Here is a 26,891-nt window from a genome sequence, read left to right as displayed (position 1 = left end):
GGCAAGAATTCAGTTCATTACTGACGTATCACTTGTCGCACATTGCAAAGAAGACGAGTTAAAAAACGGCTCTGTCGATGATAAGTGAGATGGCGGGAATGATTGATACGGCGATTTATCAGGATGCCATTTTCCGCCAAGCTGAATGATTTCATCTCGGTAACTCCCCTGCCCTAAGCCACCATTTTGGTGGATTTTTTCGTAGTGCAGCAAACCGCATTTTTGTGCATGATTTCGCATGATCCTGAAAGGATCGTCAATCGCTATGGTGCTCACTGCTGCCGCGGCTTCACGTAGTGCATGCATCTGCATGAAAAGCGATGCATAAAGCGGGCAGGCGTGGGGGGTAGCATTGCGCGCAGACGCTGTTGCGAAAACCACTTTTGAACTTACATAAGTATTGTAAATGTTTTTACGATTCCTTATCTTGTCCATAGGAAATATCTCACAGTTTATAAGGGGTGTACTTGTGGCAGAGAATGGACCAATTGAAGAGTTAGCTAAAATTGTTTCGTCAAAAATTTTTGAGCGGTTTAAATGGAAAATTTCTGGTCCCTTCGATCAAGACTTTGCATGTATCGATGAAGATAATCATAAACCCATTGATAAAAAACAAGCCCATACGCATCCTGTCGATGTCGTATTTAGTTATAAAGACCCCTATCTTAATAAAACGATACTTCTGAATACAGACCTTAAAAGTTATGCTAAAGGTTCAATTAATGTTGATATGATTGAAGGTGCGTTATCCTCATTGGGAGAAACAATATCTTGTGCTAGATACAGTTCTCAATGGCGTGAAAAATATAACATTTGTGCAGGTGATAGTGAAGTTCGCGGCCTGCTATTTGTATATAATCATGATAATGACTTTGAACATAATTTTTATAATTTCTTTGATCCTCCACCGCCGAAGGGAAGAGGAAAACGTCCTAAGTCCATTAAGTTAGATAATATAAATATATCTGAAGGTCAGCAACTCCATATAATAGAACCAAAGACAATTAGTTATATGCTGTCCATAATAGCGGACATGAATGAATTGGTTAGAGACAACCAATTCCCTAGGGAAGAATATGGATTCTATTACCCACAATTGGTCTATCACAAAGTTGTGGTTACGGACGATTACTTCCCAGCCACTGTAGAGTCTTTAACTGCACCCTTTTTAATAATCAAACATGATGCAGTATATTCATTTAACAGAGAAACCCAAAAAGAGTTTGAATGTTATCCTCCAGGATATATTGTTTATTATAATCGCCCCGGTTCTTCTGATATGGAATTTTATTATTTGCTAGATCTTTTATCGAACTATCAAATTTTAAATGGAAAAAATAACATTCGTATTCGCATCGCTACGAGTGATAGAAATGATTCTATAAGATCGCATTTTCAAAGAGCATTAGAAAAATACGCCTTAGATTGGAACTATGACGAAAGTGCTAAGCAGAAGTTGTTAGCAATGGAACTCCATTTAGTTCCAACCGTTAAAGAATTCTATAGTTCAGAAGCTATGTCTTGGGAAAGATAAGATGAACGATATTTATAGTGTTACTGATAAAGTACTTTGTGATGCATTAAACCAATCACAAGTAACTCAAAACGAACTTAGAGAACTGTTTCTATCTCGGGGGATCATCATCTCAAAAAAAACCTCCAAAAAAGTTTTATCTAAGAACTTCTCAAAATTTACTCATGATTATTACGATCATCAAAAAATAGCATCAATGTTAGGCAGTGAACCTAGAAGGGAAAGGGTAACTTCTAAGGAAATATATAACATGCCTGACAAAGGAACAATCCTCTCTGCTGCTGAGGATTTCAAGCAAATTCTTATTGAAAAAAAGGATCTTTGCCATGTAATTGCTGACAAAAGCGGAGTGGTTAAAATATATGTCACGTATATGTCTACTAATTTCTCTAAGAGTGATTTCAAACAGGTGGTAAAGAAGCAAGCACTGATTGAACTAGAGCCTCAAGATGAGGGTTATGTCATTCGTCGTCCTGACAATGAGCAAACAGAATCTTATGAAAAACAGTTTCTAGACCTTATTGAAAGGCTTTCCACCGATAAAGCAATCGAAGAAGGTTCCTCTATATCCGATGCTCAGCTTGATATAAAGAGTGTAAGCTTAGAAAACATTGACGACCCACAATATAGAACAGACTTCTTTACTAGATTGATAACTGAAATGGAAGGTTATGAACTTGATGATGTAACGGATGCTTATGTGTATCATCCCAAGCCAGATGGCAGTGATGGAGATGGAAGTAATGGAATTCATGTTGATAAAGCATCGCTAAAAGGTCAGGGAGTTTTAAAGTCTGATGAAATAAATTCGTTGTATGATAGAGGCTTTTACATTTGTCGTATTAAGTGGCGAGTAATAGATAAGAGTGCAGATAAAAACATCTATGAGTTTGAAGCCCAATTTGATGACGCTGATTCTTTTAGCGGGTTTTCTTATATTTCAAGAGGAGAGAAAAAATATAAAGGGGATGGGAAATATAACAAAACATTTTATCCATTGAGAGATGAGAAAGAATTGTTTTTTAATCGACTCATTGAAAAAACAGCCCGTTCAATTATAATTGATATAACTGAAATGGCTCAAGGAGGCGAATCATGAGAAATCAAGTGCGGGTCAAGTACAACAGACTTAAAAGTAATTTATCCATAGATGAAATGTTTTTACTGATTAAATCGCATCCCTACTCTCAATCACAAGGACATGGATACTCAAACACCTCATTAAAAAATGACAAGATCCTATCTACTTACACAGAGGAAAAGATAAACATAAATTTCTCTGTAGATCCTTACGGTAATGAAAATTCTCAAGAGCTTTTAACATACGAGTCATTTGAATTTTCAATTTCCAAGATAACCAATAAGTTATATTTACTATGTATAATCAATCCACCAAAATCTTTGCGTCCTCTTACGGATAAACTTAGTTCTATATCAAAATACAAGATTGGGTTTGGTTTGGTTGATATTCAGATAGATGAATACATTAAAGTATTGCATTCCAATTACCATCTAAACCTTATAAATATTAAAAAGGTTAAGATTAGCAGCTTGGTGATTAATGATAACGCAAAAGCATCCATAGAAATAACGTCTAAAAAGAATGCCATTTCCGATATAGAAAGCATCATTAATAATAGGGGTTATTCTTTAGACAAAGTAAAGGCTTCAGGTTTCTTGTTAGAAGAAAAATGCGAATTTGAGCTTTCAAGAAGTGGTTCTCTTTGCACTGCTGAAAATCTAATCCCTTTTTTTGACACAACCATAAGCGAACACTTACTCAAAAAAGAAATTTGAAGTTCCGGCGGTACAATCTACCGCCGCCAATTTTTATTATTCACCTACTTCCAATTTATATTTTTGGAATTTTATTACTTCTTCATTTAACCAGTGATTAAGTTCTTTCATTCTCTCTTACAACGGTGTTAATTCATTCCTCACAAACACCTGCGCCGCCTTCACCGCATCCCCGAACCCGCCTGCGCTGTCCGGGATAATCCCCATCATCTGCGGCGGTACGCGGTGCGCGCTGAGCAGGTCATCACGGCTGGCCTTCTTGATATTGAAAAAGTCATCTTTGGTAGCCACTTCGCTCAGCGGCAAAATCTTGATGTCGTCCGGCTTGCCGTTGGGCGCGTACATAAACAGGTTGCGGAAGTTGCCGATCCCTTTGGTATCGCGAATCGCCTGGCGCATGCGCTCGATGTCGCTGCTGCTCTGCGCCGCGTCGGTCATGTACAGGATGTAACCGGCGTGCGTGCCGTTCTGGTAATACTTGCGGCGGAACAGCGTTGCCGCCTCGTTCAGCCAGGCGGAATTTAATGCGCTAAGATATTCCGGCAGGCCGTACAGCTCCTGATCCACGTCGAACTGGTGCGCCCCCTTCCACTCGTTCACGAACCAGTAAACCCCATCCTCCACGCCGCGCCGCGTATACTTGGCCGGTGACGTTTCCAGACGCAGCGGTTTGCCGAGCGCGTTGCGGCGCAGCTCGGCGAAGGCGTTGCCGAACACCAGATAGTCGAGCGCAAACTTGCTGAACTCCTGCTGGCTCAGCAGCGGGTGCGGGATAAACGTTGACGCCAGAATGTTGCGCTTAAACGAGGCGCAAATTAAGAAACTGTTTGCGGCCTGTGAAATGCATGGCAATCCAGAGCTGACGCTTATAATTAGAATCTGTCTTTCGACCGGATGCTGCTGGAATGAAGCTGCAGCTTTAAAATCCTCAAAGATTTCCCCACAGAAAATCACCTTCATTAATACCAAAGGCATACGCAATCGCACTGTACCGATCGGTAAAGAGCTGCACGATGAGTTGAAAGACAAAGAGGGAAAGTTATTCGCGGAGTATTATCGCCAGTTTTATCGGGTGATACGTCTCGCCGGTATTGAGCTGCCAGAAGGACAAATGAGCCATGTGCTGCGCCATAGTTTCGCCAGCCACTTTATGATGACCGATAGCAACATACTGGTGCTGCAGCGCATCCTCGGGCACCCGGACATACGCGTAATCATGCGTTATACCCACTTCGCGCCTAAGCATCTCGAAGATGCTATTCACTGCAATCCGTTGGCGGTCATGGCCGCCAAAAATGGCGGCAAAATGGCGGCGGGAGTTATAACAGGATAGAACTCAGTGTAGCAGGATGGGTGATAACTTATTGATAAATAGATAGGTTATTGATGTTGAATAGCGAACAAAAAAAGACCCAATACGATTCCTGTATCGGGTCCAGGGAAATGGCTCTTTGAGAGCCGTGCGCTAAAAGTTGGCATTTTTGAAGGCGAGTTCGCCTTGCCATTTAAAGGTAGTCCAAGGGTGGTTATTTTCCAGCCAAGCGTCATGATGCGGGCAGGAAGCTGCCAACTCTGTGATCGTGCTGGCACATCAGGAAAGCAAGCGTAGCGGCAAAACTGTGCGCTACGCCCGAATTTTGCAGGGATTACTTACCGCACAGCTGTTGCGCGCGATCAACGATCGGTTGCAGGCTCATTTTCTGGCCAGAATGCGCTTTGTCTTCCGCCACGATGGTATCGATGGATTGCTGAGTGCCTTTACCCGCGTCAGCGCGTGCATGGGCTTTATCATTCAGCGGATATTGCAGCAAGGTGCTCGGATTGATGGCAAACAGCGCGCCATCTTTCTCACAGGTCAGCATCACCTCTTCGCGGGTGAAGGGCCATTTGTCCTTGCCAATCTCAAAGCGGCTGACGGTAATAATCTGTGCGGCCATCGCCTGGCTGCACAGCGCCATCAGAATGCAGGCTGGAATCAATTTCTTCAGCAAAATATCGACCTCATTTTTCATTCATTACAATTCAGGCCGGTGACAGCGTGGCAAACACGCTAACCAATCCGACAACAACAATGGCCAGCAGCAGCTCAAGCTGCGTCAGGCGAATAAACTGCTGCGGCGCGTGGCTGCCCGCGACGCGAAAACGTGGCACCAGAATATAGCGATTGATCAGCGCAATGCCCACCATCATCATCACCAGCATCACTTTAACCACCAGCATCGCACCCCACAGCGTGGCACCCCAATTGAGCGGCGTGCCGCCAATCATCAGGCTGTTGATCATCCCGGTCAGCAACGCCAGTGCGACAGCCAGATGCCCATAACGCGAAAAGCGCATCATGCAGCGAATCGCATCGGTGCGATACGTAATCTGTCGGGCTTCACGCATCAGTATTAACAGAGGCAGTAAGCCGCCGGTCCAGAATGCAGCAGCAATCAAATGCAGCGCGTGATTGCTCTGCTGCAATAAGCCGGGTAAACCATCGCGCATCGCGGCGTGCCCGACGCCAGCCAGCGCCACCAACTGCAACAGGCCACTGATCAGCAAGAGCTGCTGGCGCAGTGTGCCACGCAGCAGCAAAACCAGCGTGGTGAGCAGTGCGAACCCCAGCTCCCAACGCCACACCGCGCCGAAGCGCGTGGCTAATACCGCTTGCCAGGTTTCCACGTCACCGACATTGCGCCAGTCGCCGCTCATCAAACCGGTTTGCGTGGCCAGCATGAATACCGCGCTGAGCAAACTCAATAGCGCTGTCGTCACTAAAATTGAGTGCAGACGTTGCGCCAGCACCGGGCGATAACGCCGTGGCGCCAGCAGAGCCGTATAGAACGCGCTGCCAGCCAGCAATAACACCGCAATAAAATGCAGGGCGCGCAGACCAATCCACAACGTGCTCAGGCTCATCGATTACTTCACGCTGAACGCGTAACTTCCCTTGGTTTTGTGACCATCAACGGACAACACATGCCAGTTCACCTGATAGTGACCTGACGGCAGCGGTTTGCTGATCGGTACGATCAACTGATCATGCTGCTTGTCGTTGAGTTTGGCTTTTTCCACGGCCATTGGCTGATTCTGGGCATTGAGCACCTCAACACCACTGAAGGCAGGCTCAACATCTTCAGTGAAGGTCAGCGTAAGATTTTGTGGCGAGCTGTCGATCACCGCTTTATCGGCGGGAACCGGCGTTTTCAGGTGAGCATGTGCCAGTGCAAACTGACTGAAGACCAACGTGGATGACGCCAGCAACAGCGCCATAATCGGGTTTAACGCAGTTTTCTTCATCACTTCTTCCCTTTGCCATGCGGCGCTCTGCCGCAAACGTGGCAGCAGGATACGCCGCTGGCAAAGACGTGTCGAGACTTGCGGTGCGATCCAATTTCCTTGATCCGTAAAGAGGAAACCATTACTTTTGCCCCTGTTTATCAGGAGAAATGCATGAGCCAAAACCTTGCCCTGTTGTCGCAGGAAGAGAAAGACAAAGTGAATGTCGATCTGGCCGCCGCAGGTGTGGCCTTTAAAGAGCGCTACAACATGCCCGTGATCGCGGAAATGGTTGAGCGCGAGCAACCGGAAGCCCTGCGCGAGTGGTTCCGCCAGCGTTTGATGAGCTATCGCCAGACATCGCTCAGCCTCTCTCGCCTGCCCTACGAACCCAAACAGAAGTAATTAACCTATGTTACGCGTTATCGATACCGAAACCTGTGGCTTGCAAGGCGGCGTGGTCGAAGTCGCGTCGGTGGATGTGATCGACGGACAGATCGTCAATCCGATGAGCGATTTGATTTGCCCGGACCGCCCTATCAGCCGTCAGGCCATGGCGGTGCATCGCATTACGGAAGCGATGGTCGCCGATAAGCCGACCATTGAAGAAGCGATTGGTCGCTATCATGGCAGCCCACATTATGTCGCGCACAATGCCAGTTTCGATCGTCGCATGCTGCCCATCATGCCCGGTGAATGGATTTGCACCATGACGCTGGCACGCCAGCTGTGGCCGGGCATTAAATACGGTAATCAGGCACTGCGTCACAGCCTGAAGCTGGACGTCACGCCACCTGCCGAACTGCATGCGCACCGTGCATTGTATGACTGCTATGTCACCGCTGCGCTGCTGATCCGCATCATGGAGACCTCCGGCTGGAGCGTCAGTGATATGGTCGGCCGCTGTCAGCCCGCAGAAGTCAGCGGTGATGTGTTCCCATTTGGTAAATATCGTGGGCAAAGCATCGGTAGCATTGCGCGCAAAGATCCCGGCTACTTGCGCTGGGTGCTGGAAAATGTGCGCGATTTGCGCCCACCGTTACGGCAGGCGCTGCGCAAGTACGTGAAGGTCGATCAATAATCGACGCGGTCTGGCAAGCTGCCCTGCGCCAGACCAATCAGGAAAGTAAACTCCTGCGCGACTCCTTCATACGCTTTAAAACGCCCCGATTTACCGCCGTGACCGGAATCCATCTCGGTACACAGCAGCAGTAACGTATCGTTGGTTTTCAGCTCACGCAGTTTTGCTACCCACTTCGCCGGTTCCCAATACTGCACCTGGGAATCGTGCAATCCTGTCGTCACTAACAGATGCGGGTAGGCTTTCGCTTCGATGTTGTCATACGGGCTGTACTGACGAATGATGTGATAAAACTCTTCTTGCTCCGGGTTGCCCCACTCGTCATATTCGCCGGTGGTCAGCGGGATCGATGGGTCCAGCATCGTCGTCACCACATCGACAAACGGCACTTGTGCCACGACACCGTGGAACAGTTCGGGGGCTAGGTTAATCACACCGCCCATCAATAAGCCGCCCGCACTGCCGCCCATCGCATACAGCTGCTGCGGATTGCCGTAGCCTTTCGCCACCAGCGCCTGCGTCACATCAATGAAGTCGGTGAAGCTATTCATCTTATTCTTCAGGCGACCATCGTCATACCACTGCTGCCCCAACTCGCCACCACCGCGCACATGGATAATCGCGTAGACAAAGCCGCGCTCCAGCAGGCTGATGCGGCTGGTGCCAAAACTGGCATCCATGCTACTGCCGTAAGCGCCATAGCCGTATGCCAGCAGGGGATTACTGCCCGGTTTGAAATGCTTGCGGTGATAGACCAGCGATACCGGCACTTCTGTGCCATCACGCACCGTGATCCAGTGATGTTCGCTTTTGTAGTCCTCTGAGTGGAAGCCCGGCACTGGCGTCTGTTTCAACACACGGCGATCGCCCGTCTCCATATTGAGTTCAAACAGCGTGGTCGGCGTGGTCATGGATGAGTAGCCATAACGCAGCGTGTCACTTTCCGGGGTAGGATTGTAGGCCAGCCAGGTGACATAAGCCGGATCGTCAAAGGCGATCCCGATGCTTTCTCCGCTTTCCCAGTTGATTTGGCGTAGCGTGTTGACGCCGCGCTGGCGCTCTTCCACCACCAGCCAATGCCGGAACAGCTGGAAATCCTCCAGCACCACGTTATCGCGTGCCGGAATCAACGCCTGCCAGCGGTTCTCGGCCAGCCACGCGCTGCGGTACAGGCCAAAGTTTTTGCCGTCGCGATTCGAGCGGATGTAGAACTGATGATTGTAGTGATCGATGCTGTATTCATGATCGCGGCGACGCGGGCAGAACACCTGCGGCTGCGCATCCGGATACTCAGCATCAATCAGCTGGATCTCGCTGGTGGTGGTGCTGTACATCGCAATCAGGATGAAGTGCTCGGAGGTGGTTTTATGCACGCTGAGGTGGAAGCTCTCATCCTGCTCTTCATACACCAGCTGATCGTCCGATTGCGGATGGCCCAACTCATGGCGCCACACCTGGTACGCGAGTAGCGTTTTCGGGTGCTTGCGCACGTAGTACAGCGTGCGCGAATCATTGGCCCACGCCACGCTGGAAGAAGCATTGCTCAGCACTTCCGGATACCAGCTACCACTCTCGAGGTTACGGAAACGGATGCCATACTGACGACGCGACAGAAAATCTTCCGCCAGCGCCATCACCTGGTTATCAGGAGAAATGGCCAGTGCGCCCATGGTGTAGAAATCGCTGTGGGAGGCACGCTGGTTACCGTCGATCAGCAGTTGCCAGGGTTCATCCGCTGGTGCGTTCACCGACTGACGAAAATAGAGCGGATATTCGTTGCCCACCTCGTAGCGGCTTTGATAGCGATAGCCGTTTTTTACGTAGGGGACGGAGTGGTCCTGCGGCGGGATGCGGTCGACAATCTCTTTTAATACCCGCTCCTGCAGTGGGTCCTGTGACGCCATCATCGCTTTACCGTAAGCATTCTCGGCGTGCAGATGTGCCAGAATCTCTGGGTTTTCACGCTCGTCATCGCGCAGCCAATAATAGTTATCGGTACGCGATTCACCGTGCAGGTTCATGACGTGGGGGATTTTCTTCGCTTGCGGCTGGTTCATTCTGGCTCCTTTCCCTGAAAGACAACATTCAGCAAGCGTGGCACTTATCACGCGGGAAGCCAAGCAGCAGCGCACAGGAAGTACAGTGAAGGGCCCCATGACCAGGCCCTCCGTTCAATTATGCGGCTTTCTCCGCCTGAATATCGCGCTGAATACCGTCGCGCACATCCTGCGGGATCTTCAGGGCATCGCCCAGTGCAGAGAGATAGCTGCGCTCCATAAAGTGATCCACATCGATAGCGGCGCAACTCAGGAAATAGAGTTCTAGCGCCTCTTCTTCGTTTTTCACATCTGCTGCCAGCCACTGTGGATCGAGCGGACGGTTCATCGCTTGCTGTATCAGCGTTTCCGCCTGTGAACCATAACCCGCCTGATGGATATTCTGCTCAATGGCGGCGCGTTCACGATCGTCAATATGACCATCACTTTTGGCGGCGAATACTAACGCCGTCACCAGACGTTCAGCGCGCTGATCAACGGGCGTCTGCAACTGACCAAATCCCGGCTCATCCTGATGCGTTTCACGCACACGCTGTTTGTATTTATTCCACAGCACGGCACCCGCTGCCGCACCGCCACCGACCAGCAAGGCTTTGCCGCCATATTTGGTCAACAGGCTTCGTGTAGACTTGCTCGCCACCAGCAATCCCGCTAACCCACCCAGCGCGCCGGGTGCCAGCATATCGCTCAAACCACCGGCTTTGCCGTCGCCGCCCTTCTTCGCCAGCACCGACTGGATTTGCTGCAACCAATTGCTCATCGTTTAACTCCCGTTTAAGTTTCCGCGTTCCATGCTGCCGCAGCTTGTGTCAGGTAACGTCAGAGCGGGAAAAGTATGGCAAACCTGATGAAGGCGAATGCGTGAGTACGCAAACGTTTTCGTATATACTGCGCGCGCATTTTGACTGCTAAGGTGAAATTATGACGACTCTCGGAACCGCGCTGCGCCCTGCCGCAACGCGTGTGATGCTGTTAGGTTCAGGCGAATTGGGCAAAGAAGTGGCGCTGGAGTGTCAGCGTCTGGGTGTGGAAGTGATTGCCGTGGATCGTTATGCCGATGCACCTGCAATGCACGTTGCGCACCGTAGCCATGTGATCAATATGCTGGACGGTGATGCGCTGGCTGCGTTAATCGCGCAGGAAAAACCGCACTTTGTGGTGCCAGAAATTGAAGCTATTGCCACTGAAAAACTGCTGGAACTGGAAGCACAAGGCCAGAAAGTGGTGCCTACCGCGCGTGCTGCGCGCCTGACCATGAACCGCGAAGGTATTCGCCGTCTGGCGGCAGAAGAGTTGTCGTTACCGACTTCAACCTATCAGTTCGCTGACAGCAAAGAGAATTTCGTAGCGGCCGCCAATGAAATTGGCTTCCCGTGCATCGTTAAACCGGTGATGAGTTCATCGGGCAAAGGTCAGAGCTTCATCCGCGAAGCGAGCCAGTTGGATAAAGCCTGGGATTACGCACAGCAAGGTGGTCGTGCCGGTGCCGGTCGCGTGATCGTTGAAGGCGTGGTGAAATTTGATTTCGAAATCACCCTGCTGACCATCAGCGCAGTAGATGGCATCCATTTCTGCGCGCCGATTGGCCATCGTCAGGAAGATGGCGATTACCGTGAATCCTGGCAGCCACAGCAGATGACCGACCTGGCGCTGCAACGCGCTCAGGATATCGCAGCCAACGTGGTGAAAGCATTAGGTGGATACGGTCTGTTTGGCGTTGAGCTGTTTGTCTGCGGTGATGAGGTGGTGTTTAGCGAAGTCTCGCCACGCCCACACGATACCGGCATGGTGACGCTGATTTCTCAGGATCTGTCCGAGTTTGCACTGCATGTGCGTGCGTTCCTCGGCTTGCCAATCGGTGGCATTCGCCAGTATGGCCCGGCGGCTTCGGCGGTGATTCTGCCACAGCTGGACAGCAACAATGTGCAGTTTGTGAACATCGAAGCGGCATTGGGTGCCGGTCTGCAACTGCGCCTGTTCGGCAAGCCGGAAATTGCCGGTCAGCGTCGCCTCGGCGTAGCACTGGCAACCGGTGACAATACCGACGAGGCGATTGCACGTGCCGTAGCAAGCGCCGCAGCCGTGAAAGTTGAGGGCTAATCCCCTCGGCTGCTATTCGTCTATTGAGAAAGCGTAAAAGGGCGGCCACCAGGCCGCCCTTTCAGTTCCAATGATGCGCGCTCGATTAAATCTGCAAATGCGTTATTTCGCGCCTTCAACGGCTTCGCGAGCCAGACGCGTAATGCGATCCCAATCGCCGCTTTCCAGCGCATCATTCGGCACCAACCACGAACCACCAATACAGAGCACGCTTTTCAGCGCCAGGTAGTCACGATAGTTGGCGGGTGAAATACCGCCGGTTGGGCAGAAACGCACCTGCGGGAACGGACCGCCAATCGCTGACAGCGCTTTAACACCCCCATTCGCCTCAGCCGGGAAGAACTTAAACTCGCGCAGGCCATAATCCATACCCAACATCAGTTCAGAAACGGTACTGATGCCCGGAATCAGTGGCACCGGACCTTCAACTGCGGCTTTCAGCAACGGCTCGGTCAAACCTGGGCTGATCACGAACTGCGCACCGGCGTCAGTCACCTCTTTCAGCTGCTGGGTGTTGATCACTGTGCCCGCGCCGACAATCGCTTCTGGCACTTCTTTGATCATCGCACGCAGCGCATCCATCGCGACCGGCGTACGCAGCGTCACTTCCAGTACGCGCACACCACCAGCCACCAGCGCTTTGGCCATCGGCACGGCGTGTTCCAGTTTATTCACCACGATCACCGGCACAACCGGGCCCGTCGTCATGATCTGTTCAGCAGTGGTTTTCCAGTTCTTCATCACGTTTCCTTGGTTGCATCAGCCCGACTCACATCCGGCTGTCAATGTTTGGGCTCTACCATACAAGATTGGCTGGAGCGGCGTCTATCGGATATCAAAATTTTTTGAAACTCTGGTTCAGTTTTAAGAGAAATGAATTTTGGGCACAAAAAAGCCCGCTCAATGGCGGGCTTGGATTTTAAGGCTTATTCAAACTCATTCCACGAACGGCCATCACGCGTAATCATCGCGACGGAAGCCACCGGGCCCCAGGTGCCGGCCTGGTATGGCTTAGGCGCTTCGGCATCGGCGTTCCAGGCATCAATGATGGAATCTACCCAGCCCCACGCCGCTTCCACTTCGTCGCGGCGTACAAACAGCGCCTGAATACCGCGCATGGTTTCCAGCAGCAGACGCTCATAGGCATCCGCCAGATGCGACTGGTTGAAGGTCTCGGAGTAGCTCAGATCCAGCTTGGTGGTCTGCAGTTTGTGCTTGTGATCCAGACCCGGCACTTTGTTCAGGATCTCGATATCCACACCTTCATCTGGCTGCAGACGAATCGTCAGCTTGTTCTGCGGCAGTTCAGCGTAGGAGTCTTTAAACAGGTTCATCTCTGGGTTCTTGAAGTACACCACAACCTCAGAGCATTTGGTCGGCAAGCGCTTACCGGTACGCAGGTAGAACGGCACGCCCGCCCAGCGCCAGTTGTCGATATCAACACGGATCGCCACGAAGCTCTCGGTGGCGCTCTGCTTGTTCGCGCCCTCTTCTTCCAGGTAGCCTGGCACTTTTTTGCCCTGCACGAAGCCGGCGGTGTACTGGCCACGCACGGTTTTTTCACGCACGTTGGTTTGGTCGATACGACGCAGCGAACGCAGTACCTTCACTTTCTCATCACGGATGGCATCCGCACTGAGATCGGATGGCGGTGACATGGCGATCATGGTGAGAATCTGCAACAGGTGGTTCTGGATCATGTCGCGCATCTGGCCAGCTTTATCGAAGTAACCCCAACGGCCTTCGATACCCACCTCTTCCGCCACGGTAATCTGCACGTGATCGATGGTGCGGTTATCCCAGTTATTGACGAAGATGGAGTTGGCGAAACGCAGTGCCAGCAGGTTCAATACCGTCTCTTTACCGAGATAGTGGTCAATACGGAACACCTGGCTCTCTTCGAAGTACTTGCCAACGCTGTCATTGATCTCTTGCGAGGTCTCGAGCGAGGTGCCGAGCGGCTTCTCCATCACCACACGCGCCGGTTTAGCATTCAGCTTGGCGGCGCCCAGACCGTCGCAAATGGCACCAAAGGTGCTCGGCGGCATGGCGAAGTAGTTGATGGTGACACGATCTTTCTGGTCAAGCATCTTGCCCAGTTTGGTGAAATGCGAGGTGTCGTTAACGTCGAGGTTGCAGAAATCGAGACGGCTGCTGAGTTTATCCCACAGCGCTTCGTCGATTTTCTCCTTCATGAAGGTTTCCAGCGCTTCACGGACCACTTTGGTGTACGCGTCTTTGTCCCACTCCGCGCGCCCCACGCCGATGATGCGTGTGGTGTCGTGAATCTGACCGGCTTTCTCCAGCTGATACAGTGAAGGCAACAGTTTCCGGCGAGCAAGATCGCCTTTGGCACCGAAAATAACCAGATCGCATGCCTGGGCTGTTTGTGTTACCGACATTTTCCTCTCCTCGTTGCAGGATATACCCGGTTTGAGCGTCCTCATCATCCCAGGTCCTTATTGTAATTTTCTTACAGCACAATGTACTTTTTTCCCCGCATCGGAACAACCCAGACGCGGTGTGGCATTAGCCATTACTTTGAACATGATGGCGAACAAAGGTGTGTTGTGGTGTGCGCTTTTGCCGCTTTTTCTGTTTCGATGTTTGTCGGGATAAAACCCGGCAACGATCAAAGTATGACAAAAAAAACGCGCTTACATTTGTCCGCTGCTGCGTGCGAGGGTGTATTACACGGTATATTGTTGTGAATTGGCAGCGTTTTATCATGTGATGAACGCGACGAAAGTGATTGAGACGCATCGGGTTAACGACATGCTGGAACATATTCAGGCGCAACTTCACGCGCTGAGCAAATCAGAACGGAAAGTGGCAGAACAGATTCTTGCCGCTCCGCAGCAGGCGATGCACTCCAGCATCGCTACCCTGGCCCGTGCCGCCGATGTCAGCGAACCGACCGTTAATCGCTTTTGTCATCGTATGGGCACGCGCGGCTTCCCCGACTTCAAGTTACGGCTGGCGCAGAGTCTGGCGAAAGGACCGAACTGGGTCAGTCGCGATGTGGAAGAAAATGACAGCGTTGAAAGTTACAGCCACAAGATTTTTGATTCCGCCCTCGCCGGCTTAAGCCATGTGCGCCAACAGTTGGATCTACAGGTCATTGATCAAGCCGTTTTGGCTCTGACTCAGGCCCGAAAAATCGCCTTCTTTGGTCTTGGCGCCTCAGCGGTTGTGGCGCACGACGCGACCAATAAATTCCTGCGCTTTAATCTGCCAGTCATCTGGTCAGAGGATATTGTGATCCAGCGCATGAGTTGCATAAATAGTGGGCCAAATGACGTTTTTGTTCTCATATCACATACTGGTCGAACCAAAAATATGATAGAACTGGCTCGCCTGGCGCGTGTAAACGCTTCCACAGTACTGGCTATCACCTCTCCGGGTTCACCCCTTGCGGCAGAAGCAACCCTCGCACTGACGCTCGATGTACCTGAAGATACGGATATCTACCTGCCGATGGTTTCCCGCCTTGCGCAATTAACCGTGGTTGATGTTTTGGCGACAGGTTTTACCCTTGAGCTTGGCGCGGCTTTCCGCGAAAATCTGAAACGGGTGAAAGAAGCGCTCAAAGATTCGCGCCTTGAAAAGCGGGTGCAGTAAAATAATTAACATCACATTCACAATGTGAGTCGAATCACAGCCCATCGATCATATAGAATATGCGATTACACCGTGTCCCCTTGAGAGTGACACGAACCTTTGTCAACGGAGTCCTTCATGTCAAGACGTCTCAGAAGAACCAAGATCGTAACTACCCTCGGCCCAGCCACCGATCGCGACAATAACCTCGAAAAAATCATCGCGGCGGGCGCGAACGTGGTGCGACTCAATTTCTCCCACGGCACCCCGGAAGACCACCAGATGCGCGCCAACAAGGTGCGTGAGATTGCCGCTAAGCTTGGCCGTCACGTGGCGATTCTGGGCGACCTGCAAGGTCCAAAAATTCGTGTTTCCACCTTCAAAGAAGGCAAAGTCTTCCTGAATGTCGGCGATCGCTTCCTGCTGGATGCGGATATGGGCAAAGGCGAAGGCGATAAAGAGAAAGTCGGTATCGACTACAAAGGCCTGCCAGAAGACGTGGTGCCTGGCGACATCCTGCTGCTGGATGATGGTCGTGTGCAGTTGAAGGTGCTGGAAGTTCAGGGTGTGAAAGTCTTCACCGAAGTCACCGTCGGCGGCCCGCTTTCCAACAATAAAGGCATCAATAAACTCGGTGGCGGTCTGTCTGCAGAAGCGCTGACGGAGAAAGATAAAGTCGATATCATCACCGCCGCGAAAATCGGCGTGGATTATCTTGCCGTGTCCTTCCCACGTAATGGGGAAGACATGAACTACGCTCGCCGCCTGGCGCGCGATGCAGGTTGTGATGCCAAACTGGTGGCCAAAGTCGAACGTGCTGAAGCCGTTGCGTCACAAGAAGCGATGGATGATATCATCCTCGCCTCTGACGTAGTGATGGTGGCACGTGGCGACCTCGGCGTTGAGATTGGTGATCCAGAACTGGTGGGTATCCAGAAGGCGCTGATTCGTCGTGCGCGTCAGCTGAACCGTACCATCATCACCGCCACGCAGATGATGGAGTCGATGATCACTAACCCGATGCCAACCCGCGCTGAAGTGATGGACGTGGCGAACGCCGTGCTGGATGGTACCGATGCTGTGATGTTGTCAGCTGAAACGGCTGCTGGCCAGTATCCAGCGGAAACCGTGTCTGCGATGGCGAAAGTATGCCTCGGTGCGGAAAAAATCCCAAGCGTCAACGTGTCTAAGCACCGTCTTGAAGTGCAGTTCGACAACGTGGAAGAAGCGATTGCGATGTCCGCGATGTATGCAGCCAACCACCTGCAGGGTGTTTCTGCCATCATCACCATGACCGAATCGGGCCGTACCGCGCTGATGACCTCACGTATCACTTCTGGCCTACCGATCTTCGCCATGTCACGTCACGAACGTACATTGAACCTGACTGCGCTGTATCGCGGCGTGACGCCAGTTTATTTCGACAGCAACAATGATGGTGTAGCCGCCGCGCATGATGCAGTGAACCTGCTGCGCGACAAAGGTTTCCTCGTCTCGGGCGACCTGGTGATTGTCACCCAGGGCGACGTGATGGCGACCACCGGCACCACCAACACCAGCCGTGTTCTGCGCGTAGACTAAACGCGCACGCTCCACCAACAGCGGCTGTAACAACATGGATAAACGCGACTGCCTGGCAGTCGCGTTTTTATTTTTTCTGACAAGGAGGCCAGATGGCCCGCTATCAACCGATTACCCAACTCACCGGACGGGTGCTGCTGTTCCCGCTCGCGCTGGTGTTGTTTGAGTTCGCGACTTACATCGCCCATGACATGATTCAGCCCGGCATGCTGCTGGTCACTTCTGAATTCAACGTCGGCCCGGAATGGGTGTCGACTTCTCTTACTGCTTATCTAATGGGCGGCGTGGTGCTGCAGTGGCTGCTCGGTCCGCTCTCGGACAAATATGGTCGCCGTCCAGTCCTGCTGTTCGGCATTCTGTTCTTTGCTGCGGCCTGCATTCTGACCACCTGGGTCACGAACATCGAACAGTTTGTCACCCTGCGCTTTATCCAGGGCATCAGCCTGTGCTTTATCGGTGCAGTCAGTTATGCCGCAGTGCAGGAAGCGTTTGATGAGGCTTTAGCGGTGCGCATGATGGCGTTAATGGCTAACGTGGCCCTCTTAGCCCCGCTGGCCGGTCCGCTGGCGGGTGCCGCCTGGTTGACCGTGGGTGAATGGCGTAGCATGTTCTGGCTGTTTGCGATTTGTAGCGTGGTGGCTTTTGTGGTGCTGTGGCGCATCATGCCGGAAACCGCTGGCGATCGCAGTCATTCCATTGCCCTGCCCAATCTGGCACGCGCCTATGGCCGTCTGGCACGCGATCGTCAGGTGATGTATGGATCTTTCGCTATTGGCCTGGTGTTTATTCCGATTCTGACCTGGGTTGCCCTGTCGCCCGTGATTCTGATGCATGACGAGGGCTTATCGCGCATGGAGTATGCGCTGCTGCAACTGCCGGTGTTCCTCGCCATGATCGCTGGTAACCTGACGCTGGGTAAACTGGCGGGTCGCGTTCCCATCGAGCAGCCGGTCAAATTCGCTGCGTGGCCGATTTTGATAGGTTTAAGTATCTCGTGGCTGGCAAACCTGCTCGACAGCCACACCTACCTGCTGCTGACCGCAGGATTAAGTCTGTATGCCTTTGGTGCGGGCATGGTCAACGCCGGTCTGTATCGTCTGACGCTGTATTCCAGCAGCGAAGGGAAAGGCAGCGTGGCAGCCATGCTGGGTATGATCAGTATTCTGACGCTGGCTATCGGGATTGAACTGGCGAAAGCAGGCTACTTCAGTGGCGGTACGCCATGGTTCAGCGGCATCAATTTTGCGGCGGGTGTGCTGTGGTTTGGCCTGGTGACGCTGTTCCTGCGTGAACGTATCCGACGCAGCCACGTTGAATCGGTAGAATAATCAAAGGGGCCAATCGGCCCCTTCGTTATTTCTTGCGAGGATAAAGCTCCTTGCGCGCATAAGGTTCAATATCCCCTTCTTTGCGCGTTTTCAGCAGCTTTAAAATCCAGGTGTATTGCTCTGGATGCGGCCGCACAAATATCTCAACTTCCTCATTCATTCGCCGCGCCAGTGTGTTATCGTCGGCATCCAGCAAATCGTCCATCGGTGGTCGCACATAGATTTCCAGACGATGTGTCTCGCTGTTGTACACCGGAAACAGTGGCACCACGCGCGCTCGACACACTTTCATCAAACGGCCGACTGCGGGCAGTGTTGCTTTGTAGGTGGCAAAGAAATCCACGAACTCACTGTGCTCCGGGCCATGATCCTGGTCCGGCAGATAGTAACCGTAATAGCCCTGACGCACCGAAGCGATAAATGGCTTAATACCGTCATTACGTGCATGCATGCGGCCACCAAAGCGACGGCGTACGGTGTTCCACACATAATCCAGCAGCGGATCGCTCTGATTATGGAACATGGCCGCCATCATCTGGCCCTCTGACGCCAGCAGCATCGCCGGGATATCCACGGCCCAACCGTGCGGCACCAGAAAAATCACGTTCTCTTTGTTGGCCTGCAAGGCTTCGATAATTTCACGGCCGTGCCAGTCAACGCGTTGGCGCACACGAGCAGGATCGCGCATCCCCAACTCAGCCATCATCACCATCGCCTGTGGCGCGGTGGCAAACATACGATCAGCAATCTCTTCGCGCTGTGCTTCGCTTAACTCCGGCAGGCAATAATAGAGATTGATCAGCGCACGACGACGCGCACTTTTTGCCAGCTTACCGGCAAAGCGCCCCAATCCACCCAAAATCGGGTCACGCACTTTGGCTGGCAGCATTGCCATGCCCGCCAGCGCACCAATCGCCAGCCAGTTGCCCCAATATTTCGGTTTTAAAAAAGAACGTTGAAAAACGGGAATAAATTCACTGTTATTTTTCTTTCGGGTTTCCATGCACTCGCCTCTGACAATGACGGGACAATGATAGTGACGGTGGTTAATTTTGCAATCATCATGCGTCAGATAGCAAAAAACCGACGAATAATTCGTCGGTTTTTTCAATATTGGCTACAGAAATGGGTTATTTCAGTGCCAGCTGTGGCAGATAACTCTTCACGTCCGCCAGATAGTTGCTGCGGTCTTTACCCGTCAGCCCTTCCATACGCGGCAGTTTTGCCGTGAGTGGATTGACGGCCTGATTGTTGATCCACACTTCGTAATGCAGATGTGGCCCCGTAGAACGCCCGGTGTTGCCGGACAGCGCAATACGGTCACCGCGCTTCACTTTCTGTCCTGGTTTCACCAGCGCCTTACTCAGGTGCATATAACGGGTCATATACTGACGACCGTGACGAATCGCCACATAGTTACCTGCCGCCCCGCCATTTTTTGCCATCACCACTTCTCCATCACCGACGGCAAGCACCGGTGTGCCGATAGGCAGTGCGAAATCGACACCCTTGTGCGGCGCGATGCGGCCCGTTACCGGGTTAAGACGGCGCGGATTAAAGTTGGAGGAGACGCGATACTGTTTCACCGTCGGGAAGCGCATAAAACCACGGGCAAGGCCTGAGCCGTTACGATCGTAGAATTTGCCATCTTCAGCGCGGAACGCGTAGTAATCTTTGCCGCCGGTACGCAGACGCACGCCGAGCAGCTGGCTCTGCGCACTTTTGCCATCCAGCATCTCGCGGGACATCAGCACGCTGAAATCATCCCCGGCGCGCAGTTTGCGGAAATCCATCTGCCACTGCATGGCTTTAATGACGTTGCTGGTTTCAGCACTGGTCAAGCCTGCCCGCTGGGCGCTGGCGCCAAAGCTGCCACGCACTTCACCTTTCAGCACACTATTCTGCCACTCACCCTTTTGCATCTCCTGCTGCATCTTAAAGCTGCCATTCGGCTGACGCTCGTAAGTGCGGGTTTCGCGGCGATCCACTTCCCAGGTAAAGTTTTGCAGTTGACCATCCGCATCCAGCGTCCAGCTGAGTTGCTGGCCGACGCGCAGGTTACGGAAGTCTTTATCGCTACTGACTAACGCATTGATATCACTGAGATCAATACCGTACTGATTCAGTGCGCTGCTCAGGGTATCGCCAGAGGAAACGGTGTAATCGTGTTGATTCGGGTTGTCCTGCACATCTTTATCGATGTCATCGGCCGGAATCTCTTCTTCCGGTTCAACCGTGGTCTGATCGATCGGCTCACTGGCTTCGGGTAACAGCGTGCGCAATTCGTTTTTGTCCAGCGTGATGTCTTTCACGATGGGGGCAACATCATGGGGATGGTAAACGTAAGGCCGCCAAACAGCGACGGCCAACGTGATAACAGTTAATGAACCCAGCATAACGCGGTGGGGACGCGGCAAATTATTAAATGCGAGGGCGACAGAGCGGGCTATCTGCTGCACTTTTACTTATTCCTCTATGCTCCATTCAGGCAGCTCGCATACTGGCTCGACAACTGTGAGAGGAATTTCACATAGCTGTCTTTGGTTAAGCTGATTCCCATGCCCAGCGGATCAAGTGTGCCTTTGCGCACGCTGGTTCCGCGAGACACGGCATCGATGACGGCCGGCCTAAATTGTGGTTCAGCAAAAACGCATACGGCTTTCTGCTCAACCAACTGTGTTCGTATTTGATGTAAACGCTGGGCGCCCGGTTGGATCTCAGGGTTGACGGTGAAATGTCCAGCAGGGGACAAACCGTAGTGTTTTTCAAAGTAGCTGTACGCATCGTGAAAAACGAAATAACCCTTACTCTTAACGGGGGCAAGCTGCGCGCCAATATGCTTATCCGCATCTGCTAATTCTGCTTCAAACTGCTGCAGGTTCGCGTCAAGTTTGGCTCTGCTTTGCGGCATAAGTTCCAATAATTTTCCGTGGATTGCAACCGCAGATTGTCGCGCAATCTCAGGTGACATCCACAGGTGCATATTAAACTCACCATGGTGGTGGTGTGTATGAGACGGCTCCTGGTCTTCAGACTTATCTGAGTCATGGTCATGATCGTGACCGTGCTCATGTTCGTCCTCGTCTTCACCACCACGAATCAGCAGCGGTTTCACCCCTGGCATCGCCGCTATTTCGAGATTTTTAGCCTCAGGTAACTCTGCCGCAGACTTGGTCAGAAACGCCTCCATTTCTGGTCCAACCCATACCACTAAGTCCGCGTTTTTAATACGTTTTACATCAGAAGGACGTAAAGCATAATCATGCTCTGAAGCGCCATCTGGCAACAGCACTTCCACTGGCGTCACGCCATCGGCAATCGCCGCTGCGATAAATCCGATCGGTTTGATTGAAGCGACTACGGCTGAGTGCGCGGGCATCGCGCAGGCGGCGGCGAGTGCCGCAGCAGGAAGAGTGAAAGCGAAGCGCTGCTTAATGTGTAACATAATGCGTCATTCCATCGTGACCTGTTGATGGAATGTGATATTATAACATTCGAAATTCAATGCAACCCGTAAATAATATGTCGTCACTTGTTACACTTGAAAACATCTCCGTGAAGTTTTCCCAGCGCCCTGTGCTAGCAGGTATCAGCCTGACACTGGAGCCGGGGAAAATACTGACGCTGCTTGGGCCGAACGGCGCGGGCAAATCGACGCTGGTCCGGACGGTGCTCGGCCTTCTTACGCCAACAAGCGGTAGCGTCAAACGCACCCCCGGTTTACGCATCGGCTATGTGCCACAGAAATTGCACATTGACCCGACGTTGCCGATCACCGTTGAGCGGTTTATGCGTCTGACGCGTGGCAGCAAGCGTGATGCTATTCTCCCGGCTTTGAAACGCGTGCAGGCCGGACATCTGCTCAATGCGCCTCTGCAAAAACTTTCGGGTGGTGAAACCCAGCGTGTGCTGCTGGCGCGTGCCCTGCTCAATCAACCCCAGTTACTGGTGTTAGATGAACCTACGCAAGGCGTTGACGTGAATGGGCAAGTGGCGCTCTACGATTTAATCGATCAGCTTCGCCAGGAACTCAACTGTGGCGTGCTGATGGTTTCGCACGATCTGCATTTGGTGATGGCAAAAACTGACGAAGTGCTGTGTCTCAACCACCACATCTGCTGTTCCGGCACGCCAGAAGCGGTGTCTCAGCATCCAGAATTTATCGCCATGTTCGGCCCACGTGGCGCGCAGCAACTGGCAATCTATCGCCATCATCACAATCACCGTCACGATTTACAGGGACGAATTGTGCTGCGTAAAGGAAATGGTCCGTCATGATTGAACTGTTATTACCCGGCTGGCTCGGTGGCGTGCTGCTGGCGCTGGCGGCGGGTCCGCTTGGCTCGTTTGTGGTCTGGCGTCGCATGTCTTATTTCGGCGATACCCTTGCGCACGCTTCGCTGCTCGGCGTGGCCTTTGGCCTGCTGCTCAATGTGAATCCCTATTATGCCGTGATTCTGGTGACTGTATTTCTGGCTCTGGGCTTAGTGTGGCTGGAGCGTCGTCCGCATCTGGCCATTGATACGTTACTCGGCATTATGGCGCACAGCGCGCTGTCGCTGGGTTTGGTGGTGGTCAGCCTGATGCAGGGTGTACGCGTCGATTTAATGGCGTATCTGTTTGGCGATTTGCTGGCGGTCACACCGGATGATTTGTGGATGATGGGCGCTGGCGTGGCCATTGTACTGGCAGTAATGGCATGGCAGTGGCGCTCACTGCTGTCGATGACCATCAGCCCGGAGTTGGCTCAAGTGGATGGCGTCAACATTCAACGCACGCGCCTGATGCTGATGCTGGTCACCGCCTTGACCATTGGTGTGGCAATGAAGTTTGTCGGTGCACTGATTATCACCTCACTGCTGATTATTCCCGCCGCCACAGCGCGTCGTTTTTCCCGTTCACCAGAACAGATGGCCGGGTTTGCGGTGATAATTGGCATTCTGGCGGTCACTGGCGGACTGACGTTCTCTGCCACTTACGACACGCCCGCTGGCCCTTCCGTCGTACTCTGCGCCGCTGTGCTGTTCATCATCAGCATGGCGAAAAAGCCGGCGTCGTAATAAAGGGGCCATTAATGGCCCCTTCGTGAATGCCCGATCGTGAAATCGCTAAGCCGGACAAACGCCGGCTTTACTCTTCGCGGCTGATGCCGAAATGCTTATAGGCATGCTGCGTGGCCAGACGGCCGCGCGGCGTGCGCTGAATAAATCCTTGTTGAATCAGGAAGGGTTCAATCACATCTTCAATGGTTTCCCGTTCTTCACCAATCGCCGCCGCCAGGTTATCCAACCCTACCGGACCACCCGAGAACTTGTCGATGATCGCAAGCAAAAGCTTGCGGTCCATGTAATCGAAACCCTGATTATCGACGTTGAGCATATCGAGTGCGCTGGCAGAGACTTCCCCACTCATCACACCACTGGCACGAACTTCAGCGTAATCGCGTACACGACGCAATAAACGGTTGGCGATTCGCGGTGTACCACGGGCACGGCGCGCCACTTCTAGCGCGCCCTCTTCACTCAACGCCAATCCTAAGCACGCTGCACTGCGGCTGACGATGTGTTGCAGGTCCGGTACGTTGTAAAACTCAAGACGTTGCACGATGCCAAAGCGATCGCGCAGCGGTGATGTCAGCGAGCCCGCGCGCGTGGTGGCGCCAATCAGGGTAAAGGGGGGCAAATCGAGTTTAATTGAGCGCGCCGCTGGGCCTTCGCCAATCATGATATCCAGCTGATAATCTTCCATCGCCGGATAGAGCACCTCTTCCACCACCGGTGATAAGCGGTGGATCTCATCGATAAACAGCACGTCATGAGGTTCGAGGTTGGTCAGCATCGCAGCCAGATCGCCCGCTTTTTCCAGCACCGGACCGGAGGTGGTACGTAAATTCACGCCCATCTCATTCGCCACAATGTTAGCCAGCGTGGTTTTACCTAATCCCGGCGGGCCGAAAATCAGCAGATGGTCCAGCGCATCGCCACGCAGTTGCGCTGCTTTGATGAAGATCTCCATCTGCTCGCGCACCTGCGGTTGCCCCACGTATTCCGCCAGGAGCTTAGGGCGAATGGCACGGTCGAGGCTCTCTTCTTCATTTATAGAGCCGCCCGAGACCAGGCGATCGGCTTCAATCATGCATTACCTCAAATAGCTGCGCGCAGAGCTTCACGGATCAGCGTTTCGCAATCCGCATCAGGTTTGCCGACTTTACTGATCATGCGGCTGGCTTCTTGCGGTTTATAGCCAAGCGCCACCAGTGCAGCCACCGCTTCGGCCTCAGCGTCATTCGCTGCTGGTGCTTCAGACGGCGTGGTCAATGTGAAGGTCGAGTCACTGCCAAACAGATCGCCGTGCATGCCTTTAAAGCGGTCTTTCATCTCCACCACCAGACGCTCGGCGGTTTTCTTGCCGACGCCAGGCAACTTGATCAATGACGCGATCTCTTCACGCTCAACGGCGGTCACAAACTGTTGTGCTGACATGCCAGAAAGGATCGCCAGTGCCAGCTTTGGCCCCACGCCATTCACTTTTACCAGTTCACGGAACAGCGCACGCTCTTGTTTGTTATTGAAGCCGAACAGCAGCTGCGCATCTTCACGCACCACAAACTGGGTGAAGATAATCGCTTCCTGATTGATCTCCGGCAGCTCGTAGAAGCAGGTCATTGGCATGTGCACTTCATAACCCACACCGTGCGCCTCAATTAACACCAGCGGCGGCTGTTTTTCCAGAATATTGCCTCGTAAGCGACCAATCACCTGAGCAGTTCCTTATATAATCCTAAAAATACCTGATTGATTTCCGCTGACGTTAAAGCGGCAAGCGAGCGCATCACGATGAACGCACTGAGGTCAGTGATTCAGGTGAACAAGGGCAGCCCGCGCATCAGACAGTGGAAATATGACGGGTATTTATATCATAAAAAAGGCTGGATCAATATCCAGCCTTCAATGTTTGGGTTTTCGTCAGCCGGACCGCAATCGTCCACGCGTCATCACCAGCTTAGCGTCACTCAATCGCGTGGTGTTTTGGCTCAGGTGACAATGGGTGATGGCGATGGCCAGCGCATCAGCGGCATCGGCTTGCGGGTTAGCGGGTAGTTTCAGCAAGGTGCGCACCATGTGCTGAACCTGACTTTTTTCTGCCCCACCGGTGCCGGTTACCGTTTGTTTGACCTGACGCGCTGCATATTCGAACACCGGCAAATCGAGATTCACCGCCGCCACAATCGCTGCGCCGCGCGCCTGGCCCAGCTTTAGCGCTGAGTCTGCATTCTTCGCCATAAATACCTGCTCGATAGCAAAATAGTCTGGCGAGAATTGGGTGATGATTTCCGTCACCCCGGCGTAAATCAATTTGAGGCGAGAAGGTAGATCGGTAACGTTGGTGCGGATACAGCCGCTGCCCAGATAGCTGAGCTGGCGGCCAACCTGACGAATCACACCGTAACCGGTGACGCGCGAGCCGGGGTCAATCCCGAGAATGATCGCCACTACGCGCCTCCGGCTGTTCGGTTAATGGAAAACGCCATTACAGCGTTTCCGCGATCTCATCAGAAATTTCACCATTATGATAAACTTCCTGCACATCGTCGCAATCTTCCAGCATGTCGATCAGACGCAACAGTTTCGGTGCCGTTTCCGCATCCATTTCCGCTTTGGTGGAAGGGATCATTGAGACTTCAGCGGTATCCGCTTTCAGGCCACCGGCTTCCAGCGCATCACGCACTGCACCCAGTTCTTCCCACGCGGTAAACACATCAATCGCACCGTCGTCGTAGCTCACCACGTCTTCCGCACCGGCTTCCAGCGCCGCTTCCATGACCGCATCTTCATCCTGGCCTGGCGCAAAGGAGATCACACCCTTTTTGCTGAACAGGTAAGAAACGGAACCGTCGGTGCCGAGGTTGCCACCAGTTTTGGTGAAGGCGTGACGCACTTCGCCCACGGTACGGTTACGGTTGTCACTCAGACACTCAATCATCACCGCTGAGCCGCCTGGACCGTAACCTTCATAGATGATGGTTTCCATGTTGGAATCATCTTCGCCGCCCACGCCGCGTGCAATCGCACGGTTCATGGTGTCACGGGTCATGTTGTTGGACAGGGCTTTGTCCATTGCTGCGCGCAGACGCGGGTTCGAGCCGGCATCGCCGCCGCCCAGTTTCGCTGCGGTCACCAGCTCACGAATGATTTTGGTGAAGATTTTACCGCGCTTAGCGTCCTGCGCCGCCTTGCGGTGCTTGGTATTCGCCCATTTACTATGTCCAGCCATCTTTACTGTTTCTCCGATCTTTAACAGGGTGCAGGCTATCTCACTTGCAATCTTGTCCCCCGGCAGTGCTCGCAATCCTCACGTACAAAAGTACGCTCCGGTTGCTGTGCGCTGGCGGTGAACAACCTTGCTGCGCCGATAACGCCTGACTGTTCATTATTGGGCAACCTGTAACTGACACTTTGTGCCGATTACGCCCATCTGTTCAATTTTAGCGGTGCAAGATGAATGCCTGGCACCGGATTTAAGTACGAAGGGTATACGCTTCGTCGAAT

Annotated in this window: 27 protein-coding genes and 1 pseudogene; 12 read left to right on the top strand and 16 right to left on the bottom strand. The window is 52.4% G+C overall.

What is annotated here, in order from left to right; all coding sequences use genetic code 11:
• Positions 1 to 9: 9 nt before the first annotated feature.
• Positions 10 to 435 (bottom strand): hypothetical protein, encoded by a 426-nt coding sequence (locus LH22_RS20570; protein ID WP_156102790.1) that lies wholly within the window; start codon positions 433 to 435, stop codon positions 10 to 12.
• A gap of 34 nt (positions 436 to 469) precedes the next feature.
• On the opposite strand from LH22_RS20570, the gene LH22_RS11005 reads away from it, so the two are divergent.
• Genes LH22_RS11005 through LH22_RS10995 form a run of 3 tightly spaced genes read left to right on the top strand, consistent with a single transcriptional unit; the run spans position 470 to position 3,331 of the window.
• Complete coding sequence (locus LH22_RS11005) at positions 470 to 1,534, top strand: hypothetical protein (RefSeq protein ID WP_038650057.1); 1,065 nt, start codon at positions 470 to 472, stop codon at positions 1,532 to 1,534.
• 1 nt (position 1,535) lies between these two features.
• The gene (locus LH22_RS11000) at positions 1,536 to 2,633 is read left to right on the top strand and encodes a hypothetical protein (RefSeq protein ID WP_038646543.1); all 1,098 of its coding nucleotides are present in this window, start codon (positions 1,536 to 1,538) and stop codon (positions 2,631 to 2,633) included.
• Positions 2,630 to 3,331: a hypothetical protein gene (locus tag LH22_RS10995; RefSeq protein WP_038646541.1), complete on the top strand. Its 702-nt coding sequence runs from the start codon at positions 2,630 to 2,632 to the stop codon at positions 3,329 to 3,331. The genes LH22_RS11000 and LH22_RS10995 overlap by 4 nt, the downstream gene beginning before the upstream one ends.
• Positions 3,332 to 3,367: 36 nt before the next feature.
• On the opposite strand, the pseudogene LH22_RS10990 reads toward LH22_RS10995, so the two are convergent.
• Positions 3,368 to 4,132: pseudogene (locus LH22_RS10990) on the bottom strand (phage portal protein); the annotation flags it as partial.
• Between LH22_RS10990 and LH22_RS20565 the strand changes: the two are divergent.
• The gene (locus LH22_RS20565) at positions 4,122 to 4,664 is read left to right on the top strand and encodes a tyrosine-type recombinase/integrase (protein ID WP_156102789.1); all 543 of its coding nucleotides are present in this window, start codon (positions 4,122 to 4,124) and stop codon (positions 4,662 to 4,664) included. The pseudogene LH22_RS10990 and the gene LH22_RS20565 overlap by 11 nt on opposite strands.
• A gap of 313 nt (positions 4,665 to 4,977) precedes the next feature.
• On the opposite strand, the gene LH22_RS10980 is transcribed toward LH22_RS20565, so the two are convergent.
• From LH22_RS10980 to copC, 3 genes are read right to left on the bottom strand one after another with little or no spacing between them, the layout of a single operon-like run.
• Positions 4,978 to 5,325 carry a YebY family protein gene (locus tag LH22_RS10980; protein ID WP_038650051.1) on the bottom strand — a complete coding sequence of 116 codons (348 nt, stop codon included), beginning with the start codon at positions 5,323 to 5,325 and terminating at the stop codon, positions 4,978 to 4,980.
• Positions 5,326 to 5,353: 28 nt separating this feature from the next.
• Positions 5,354 to 6,235 carry a copper homeostasis membrane protein CopD gene (gene copD / locus LH22_RS10975; protein ID WP_038646539.1) on the bottom strand — a complete coding sequence of 294 codons (882 nt, stop codon included), beginning with the start codon at positions 6,233 to 6,235 and terminating at the stop codon, positions 5,354 to 5,356.
• Between the two features lie 3 nt (positions 6,236 to 6,238).
• The gene (copC, locus tag LH22_RS10970) at positions 6,239 to 6,616 is read right to left on the bottom strand and encodes a copper homeostasis periplasmic binding protein CopC (RefSeq protein WP_038646537.1); all 378 of its coding nucleotides are present in this window, start codon (positions 6,614 to 6,616) and stop codon (positions 6,239 to 6,241) included.
• Between the two features lie 153 nt (positions 6,617 to 6,769).
• Here copC and LH22_RS10965 point away from each other — a divergent pair, with 153 nt between their 5' ends.
• Together LH22_RS10965 and exoX are read left to right on the top strand one after the other, a co-directional pair.
• Complete coding sequence (locus LH22_RS10965; RefSeq protein ID WP_038646535.1) at positions 6,770 to 7,000, top strand: DNA polymerase III subunit theta; 231 nt, start codon at positions 6,770 to 6,772, stop codon at positions 6,998 to 7,000.
• Between the two features lie 7 nt (positions 7,001 to 7,007).
• Entirely contained in the window at positions 7,008 to 7,676 is a 669-nt protein-coding gene (exoX, locus tag LH22_RS10960; RefSeq protein WP_038646533.1) for an exodeoxyribonuclease X, read from the top strand.
• On the opposite strand, the gene LH22_RS10955 is transcribed toward exoX, so the two are convergent.
• Positions 7,670 to 9,733: a prolyl oligopeptidase family serine peptidase gene (locus LH22_RS10955; RefSeq protein ID WP_038646531.1), complete on the bottom strand. Its 2,064-nt coding sequence runs from the start codon at positions 9,731 to 9,733 to the stop codon at positions 7,670 to 7,672. The two genes, exoX and LH22_RS10955, sit on opposite strands and share 7 nt — an antisense overlap.
• Before the next feature lie 118 nt (positions 9,734 to 9,851).
• Complete coding sequence (locus LH22_RS10950; protein WP_034828672.1) at positions 9,852 to 10,493, bottom strand: tellurite resistance TerB family protein; 642 nt, start codon at positions 10,491 to 10,493, stop codon at positions 9,852 to 9,854.
• Between the two features lie 161 nt (positions 10,494 to 10,654).
• On the opposite strand from LH22_RS10950, the gene purT reads away from it, so the two are divergent.
• Positions 10,655 to 11,833: a formate-dependent phosphoribosylglycinamide formyltransferase gene (gene purT / locus LH22_RS10945; protein ID WP_038646529.1), complete on the top strand. Its 1,179-nt coding sequence runs from the start codon at positions 10,655 to 10,657 to the stop codon at positions 11,831 to 11,833.
• Between the two features lie 102 nt (positions 11,834 to 11,935).
• Here the strand turns inward: purT and LH22_RS10940 are convergent, their stop codons facing one another.
• Together LH22_RS10940 and zwf are read right to left on the bottom strand one after the other, a co-directional pair.
• Positions 11,936 to 12,574, bottom strand: a complete 639-nt coding sequence (locus LH22_RS10940; RefSeq protein ID WP_034828669.1) for a bifunctional 4-hydroxy-2-oxoglutarate aldolase/2-dehydro-3-deoxy-phosphogluconate aldolase — start codon at positions 12,572 to 12,574, stop codon at positions 11,936 to 11,938.
• 185 nt (positions 12,575 to 12,759) lie between these two features.
• Positions 12,760 to 14,235: a glucose-6-phosphate dehydrogenase gene (gene zwf, locus LH22_RS10935; RefSeq protein ID WP_038646527.1), complete on the bottom strand. Its 1,476-nt coding sequence runs from the start codon at positions 14,233 to 14,235 to the stop codon at positions 12,760 to 12,762.
• 373 nt (positions 14,236 to 14,608) lie between these two features.
• Here zwf and LH22_RS10930 point away from each other — a divergent pair, with 373 nt between their 5' ends.
• The 3 genes from LH22_RS10930 to LH22_RS10920 all read left to right on the top strand — a co-directional run bounded on the left by LH22_RS10930 (position 14,609) and on the right by LH22_RS10920 (position 18,342).
• On the top strand, positions 14,609 to 15,454 hold the full coding sequence (locus LH22_RS10930) for a MurR/RpiR family transcriptional regulator (RefSeq protein ID WP_038650048.1): 846 nt from the start codon (positions 14,609 to 14,611) through the stop codon (positions 15,452 to 15,454).
• Positions 15,455 to 15,571: 117 nt separating this feature from the next.
• The gene (gene pyk, locus LH22_RS10925; RefSeq protein WP_038646525.1) at positions 15,572 to 17,014 is read left to right on the top strand and encodes a pyruvate kinase; all 1,443 of its coding nucleotides are present in this window, start codon (positions 15,572 to 15,574) and stop codon (positions 17,012 to 17,014) included.
• Between the two features lie 92 nt (positions 17,015 to 17,106).
• Entirely contained in the window at positions 17,107 to 18,342 is a 1,236-nt protein-coding gene (locus tag LH22_RS10920) for an MFS transporter (RefSeq protein ID WP_038646523.1), read from the top strand.
• Between the two features lie 25 nt (positions 18,343 to 18,367).
• Here LH22_RS10920 and lpxM read toward each other — a convergent pair whose 3' ends face one another.
• The 3 genes from lpxM to znuA form a co-directional block, all read right to left on the bottom strand.
• The gene (gene lpxM / locus LH22_RS10915) at positions 18,368 to 19,345 is read right to left on the bottom strand and encodes a lauroyl-Kdo(2)-lipid IV(A) myristoyltransferase (protein WP_038646521.1); all 978 of its coding nucleotides are present in this window, start codon (positions 19,343 to 19,345) and stop codon (positions 18,368 to 18,370) included.
• Positions 19,346 to 19,472: 127 nt separating this feature from the next.
• Complete coding sequence (gene mepM / locus LH22_RS10910; protein ID WP_038646518.1) at positions 19,473 to 20,801, bottom strand: murein DD-endopeptidase MepM; 1,329 nt, start codon at positions 20,799 to 20,801, stop codon at positions 19,473 to 19,475.
• Positions 20,802 to 20,815: 14 nt separating this feature from the next.
• The gene (gene znuA, locus LH22_RS10905) at positions 20,816 to 21,787 is read right to left on the bottom strand and encodes a zinc ABC transporter substrate-binding protein ZnuA (protein ID WP_038646515.1); all 972 of its coding nucleotides are present in this window, start codon (positions 21,785 to 21,787) and stop codon (positions 20,816 to 20,818) included.
• Positions 21,788 to 21,864: 77 nt separating this feature from the next.
• On the opposite strand from znuA, the gene znuC reads away from it, so the two are divergent.
• The gene (znuC, locus tag LH22_RS10900) at positions 21,865 to 22,620 is read left to right on the top strand and encodes a zinc ABC transporter ATP-binding protein ZnuC (RefSeq protein WP_038650045.1); all 756 of its coding nucleotides are present in this window, start codon (positions 21,865 to 21,867) and stop codon (positions 22,618 to 22,620) included.
• Complete coding sequence (gene znuB / locus LH22_RS10895; RefSeq protein ID WP_038646513.1) at positions 22,617 to 23,402, top strand: zinc ABC transporter permease subunit ZnuB; 786 nt, start codon at positions 22,617 to 22,619, stop codon at positions 23,400 to 23,402. The genes znuC and znuB overlap by 4 nt, the downstream gene beginning before the upstream one ends.
• A 70-nt stretch (positions 23,403 to 23,472) precedes the next feature.
• On the opposite strand, the gene ruvB is transcribed toward znuB, so the two are convergent.
• The 4 genes from ruvB to LH22_RS10875 form a co-directional block, all read right to left on the bottom strand.
• The gene (ruvB, locus tag LH22_RS10890; RefSeq protein ID WP_038646511.1) at positions 23,473 to 24,477 is read right to left on the bottom strand and encodes a Holliday junction branch migration DNA helicase RuvB; all 1,005 of its coding nucleotides are present in this window, start codon (positions 24,475 to 24,477) and stop codon (positions 23,473 to 23,475) included.
• Between the two features lie 8 nt (positions 24,478 to 24,485).
• Positions 24,486 to 25,100: a Holliday junction branch migration protein RuvA gene (ruvA, locus tag LH22_RS10885; RefSeq protein WP_034828652.1), complete on the bottom strand. Its 615-nt coding sequence runs from the start codon at positions 25,098 to 25,100 to the stop codon at positions 24,486 to 24,488.
• A gap of 207 nt (positions 25,101 to 25,307) precedes the next feature.
• A complete protein-coding gene (gene ruvC / locus LH22_RS10880) occupies positions 25,308 to 25,835 on the bottom strand; it encodes a crossover junction endodeoxyribonuclease RuvC (protein ID WP_038646509.1) in 528 nt (175 codons plus the stop codon).
• A 37-nt stretch (positions 25,836 to 25,872) separates the two neighbouring features.
• The gene (locus LH22_RS10875) at positions 25,873 to 26,616 is read right to left on the bottom strand and encodes a YebC/PmpR family DNA-binding transcriptional regulator (protein WP_038646507.1); all 744 of its coding nucleotides are present in this window, start codon (positions 26,614 to 26,616) and stop codon (positions 25,873 to 25,875) included.
• Positions 26,617 to 26,891: the final 275 nt, after the last annotated feature.

This window comes from Pantoea rwandensis (assembly GCF_000759475.1).
GTDB classification, from domain to species: domain Bacteria; phylum Pseudomonadota; class Gammaproteobacteria; order Enterobacterales; family Enterobacteriaceae; genus Pantoea; species Pantoea rwandensis_B.
Note: the sequence above shows the minus strand (reverse complement) of the source record. Positions and strands in the feature narration are given on the sequence as shown.